This is a genomic window from Mailhella sp. (genome assembly GCF_057866825.1).
Genome location: NZ_DBMAHT010000152.1, coordinates 1 through 4,177, shown reverse-complemented (window position 1 = coordinate 4,177; position 4,177 = coordinate 1). Strand labels below are relative to the sequence as shown.

2 protein-coding genes are annotated in these 4,177 nt (G+C 60.3%); one reads left to right on the top strand and one right to left on the bottom strand.

Annotated features, from left to right (window positions below):
* Positions 1-595: 595 nt before the first annotated feature.
* The gene (locus ACZM96_RS09815; protein WP_346664865.1) at positions 596-1,810 is read right to left on the bottom strand and encodes an aminotransferase class I/II-fold pyridoxal phosphate-dependent enzyme; all 1,215 of its coding nucleotides are present in this window, start codon (positions 1,808-1,810) and stop codon (positions 596-598) included.
* 733 nt (positions 1,811-2,543) lie between these two features.
* Here ACZM96_RS09815 and ppdK point away from each other — a divergent pair.
* Positions 2,544-4,177: pyruvate, phosphate dikinase (gene ppdK, locus ACZM96_RS09810; protein ID WP_489488827.1), on the top strand; the 1,634-nt coding region annotated here is incomplete at its 3' end.

The window sequence follows — 4,177 nt, the reverse complement described above, 5'->3', positions numbered from 1 at the left end:
ACGGCCTGCGGAACTTGCACGACGGGCATTGCGTTTAACGGCGGGAGTGAATCCCGCCTGTTTGCCTGCCGTCGGCGCGGGCTCCTGATGTCGCCCGCGGGCCCCAGAGCGTTGAGAGAACACTTTTCGGTTTACCTTTGCGGCACTGACCTCGGTGTTTCTTCCAAAAACATCTGGAAATCTCTTCCTTTGACACGACTGTCCGGCGCAGGCCGGACAGGAGTCGGCCACCGCAGGTGGGCGCAGCCGCGCACACCTGCACTGCGTCCGCAGACCGAACAGTGACTGCCAAGCACACCAAGCCCGGCGTCACTGCCTTTTCGCACTCCCGCCCGTTCTCAGAAACGCTCCATGCCTTCCCTTCGGCGCCTGCCGAACCGGCGAAGCCGGGAGGCAGAAACAGGGGGGCGCGGGGGGCTTGTCCCGACTTTGTCGGGGAATTATTTCCCCCGCATGCCTTTCCTGCCTTTTCTGCCTTAAAAAAAGTCGCCCCGCTCTTCGGGCTTCCTGTCAGGAGCAGGAGCCTTGGGAGCGGGGCTTGTTTCAAGGATGGCCACAGCCGCCCGCGTGGTGAGCGTCGGCCGGGCGGACGCGCCTAGCGACGGTAGTCACGCAGGAACGCGGCCAGCTTGTCCACCGCTTCTTCCAGAATGGAGATGCGCGGCAGATAGACGATACGGAAGTGGTCGGGCTTTTTCCAGTTGAAGCCTGAGCCGGGCACGAAGAGAATGCGCGTCTGGCGCAGGCAGTCCAGGGCGAACTGCGTATCGTCAACAATATTGTATCGTTCGGTGTCGATTTTGGGGAAGATGTAGAAGGCGGCCTTGGGCTTTTTGGCGGATATGCCGGGCACGCTGTTGAGGGCCTCATAGATGAAGTTTCTCTGTTCGTAGATGCGGCCGCCGGGCACGATGTACTCGTTGACGCTCTGGTAGCCGCCGAGGGCGGTCTGGATGATGGACTGTCCGGGCACGTTGGAGCACAGGCGCATGTTGGAGAGCATGTTGATGCCCGCGATGTAGTCGGCAGCCACGCTCTTGTTGCCGCTCAGGATCATCCAGCCCACACGGAAGCCGCAGACCATGTGCGACTTGGAAAGGCCGCTGAAGGTCACGCAGAAGAGGTCGGGCGCGAGGGAGGCGATGGATACGTGCTTTTCGCCGTCCATGACGAGGCGGTCGTAGATTTCATCGGAAAAGATGATGAGCTCGTGGCGTCTGGCGATCTCCACGATGCGTTCGAGCACCTCCACGGGATAGAGCGCGCCGGTGGGGTTGTTGGGATTGATGATGACGAGGGCTTTGGTTCTGTCGGTGATCTTGCTTTCCATGTCATCAAGATCGGGGTACCAGTCGGATTCCTCGTCGCAGATGTAGTGAACGGCCTTGCCGCCGGCGAGGTTGGCGCAGGCGGTCCAGAGGGGGTAGTCGGGCGAGGGAATGAGAATTTCGTCGCCGTTGTTGAGCAGGGCCTGCATGGAAAGCTGAATAAGTTCGCTGGCGCCGTTGCCCGTGTAGATATCCTTCATGGTGACGTTGGGGATATTCTTTATCTGGGCATACTGCATGATGGCCTTGCGGGCGGAGAAGATGCCGCGCGATTCGGAATAGCCCTGCGACTGCACGATGGAATCGCGCATGTCGAAAATCACTTCTTCGGGCGCGGAAAAGCCGAACGGCGCGGGGTTGCCGATGTTCAGCTTAAGAATTTTCATGCCGCTTTCTTCCATGCGGGCGGCTTCGTCCACGACAGGTCCGCGCACGTCGTAAAGAACGTTGTCGAGCTTGCTGGATTTTGAAAAAGTTCTCATCGTAGGGCTTTCTCCGGAGTGTTTTTTAGCGGCTGTCGTTCAGTGTGCCGACTGCACAATGCCGTCACAACGATAAACGTAGCACTATTCTCTGCGGACGCAAACAAAAACTCGGGCCTGTCGAAAAAAAATCGCAGAATTCCCCGCCCTTGCCGCCTTCCGGAGCCGAAAAGGAACGGATGTGCTCCCGTCCCGCGCGTGGCCGCCGCCTGCGGAGCTCTCCTAAAACGGGGAGACGGCACGTTCCGGCATTTCAGGCTTTGTTCGGCGTTTCAGGCGTCCTTTTGGACGCGCGCCGGGCTGCCCCACCTTTCCGCCGGGCGTCAGCCGGGCGCGCCCCCGCGCTCCAGAGGGGCAAAGTCTCTCATTCCTGCCCTGCCTAAGTTCGGCGCTCGCGTCTCCGTTCCCCAGGGTGAAAAAGCCGAATCAGGCCCCGCCGCAGAACCCACGAATGCGCGTTTCCGTGCCGGGGGGAAAGCTCCACGCGCAGTTTTTGAAAGCGACTGCGCCGCAACGATTTTCGGATGTTCCGTGCGCCTCGACCGCATGTGACCGCTCAGCGGCATCTCTTCCGCTGCGATTTTCCGCCGCAGGCCGCCTGAAAAAAGTTTCTTTTTCCGCCGCTCTCTGCAGAAACCTTGTAAAACTCTTTTCCCGTATTGACCGAAATCCGGGAGTTTCGTATCCTGAAGCAAAGAACTGTCACCCTCTAGCGATGAAGGAGAACGTCCATATGCGGTACGTGTATCTGTTCCACGAAGGGAATGCACAGATGAAGAGTCTGCTGGGCGGCAAGGGAGCCAATCTGGCGGAAATGACCAATCTCGGCCTTCCCGTCCCCTACGGCATGACCATTTCCACCGACGCCTGCCGCGACTACTACGCTCACGGCGGCAAGCTGCCCGAAGGACTCGTGGACGAGGTTATGACTGCCCTCGCCAAGGTGGAAGAAAAGGTGGGCAAGCGCTTCGGCGACGAACACGACCCGCTCCTTCTTTCGGTTCGCTCCGGCGCCGTGTTCTCCATGCCCGGCATGATGGACACCATTCTCAACCTCGGCCTGAACAAGGTGACCTTCCCCGCGCTGGCGAGGCTCACGAACAATCAGTGGTTCGCCTGCGACACCTATCGTCGCTTCATTCAGATGTTCTCCGACGTGGTCATGGAAGTCCCCAAGGAAAAGTTCGAGCACATTCTCGCGGAACAGAAGGCCGCGCAGGGCGTCGAGCTCGATCAGGAACTTTCCGTCGAGTCGCTTGAAACCGTCATTGAACGCTACAAGGAACTCTATCGGCAGGAAGTGGGCGGCGATTTCCCCGAAAACGTGCATGAACAGCTTCTGCTCGCCATCGAGGCGGTGTTCCGCTCCTGGAACAATCACCGCGCCATCGTGTACCGCACCATCAACAAGATAGATCACAACCTCGGCACCGCCGTGAACATTCAGTCCATGGTGTTCGGCAACATGGGCGACAATTCCGGCAGCGGCGTGGCCTTCACGCGCAATCCCTCCACCGGCGAAAAGAAGCTCTACGGCGAATACCTGTTCAACGCCCAGGGCGAAGACGTGGTCGCCGGCGTGCGTACCCCGAAGCCCATCGCCCGCCTTGCCGACGAAATGCCGGAAATCTACAATCAGTTCAGCAGTATCGCCGAAACCCTCGAAAAGCACTATCGCGACATGCAGGACATCGAGCTCACCATCGAACGCGGCAAGCTCTTCATCCTGCAGACCAGAAACGGCAAGCGCACCGCGCAGGCCGCCCTCAGAATCGCCTGCGAAATGGTGGACGAAGGCCTCATCGACAAGAAGGAAGCCATTCTCCGCATTGATCCCGAACACCTCGCCAACGTGCTCCACCGGCAGATCGACAGCTCGGCGAATCCGCACGTGCTGGCCACGGGTCTGGCCGCCTCGCCGGGTGCGGCGTTCGGTTCGGTGGTGTTCGACGCCAACGAGGCCGAACATCTCGGCCGCATGGGCGCCAAGGTGATACTCGTGCGCGTGGAAACCACGCCCGACGACATTCACGGCATCGTGCAGGCGCAGGGCATTCTCACGAGCCGCGGCGGCATGACCAGCCATGCGGCCGTGGTCACGCGCGGCATGGGCAAGCCGTGCGTGTGCGGCTGCGAAGCCGTCACCGTGGATTACGACGATCAGCAGTTCACCGTGGGCGACACCGTGGTGAAGAAGGGAGACCTCATCTCCATCGACGGCACTACCGGACGCGTCATTCTCGGAGCCGTGCCCCTCAAGGATCCGGAACTCTCCCACGAGTACCAGACCATCCTCGGATGGGCCGACGAGGTGCGCGATCTTCAGGTGCGCGCCAACGCCGATACCCCGGAAGACGCCGAAAAGTC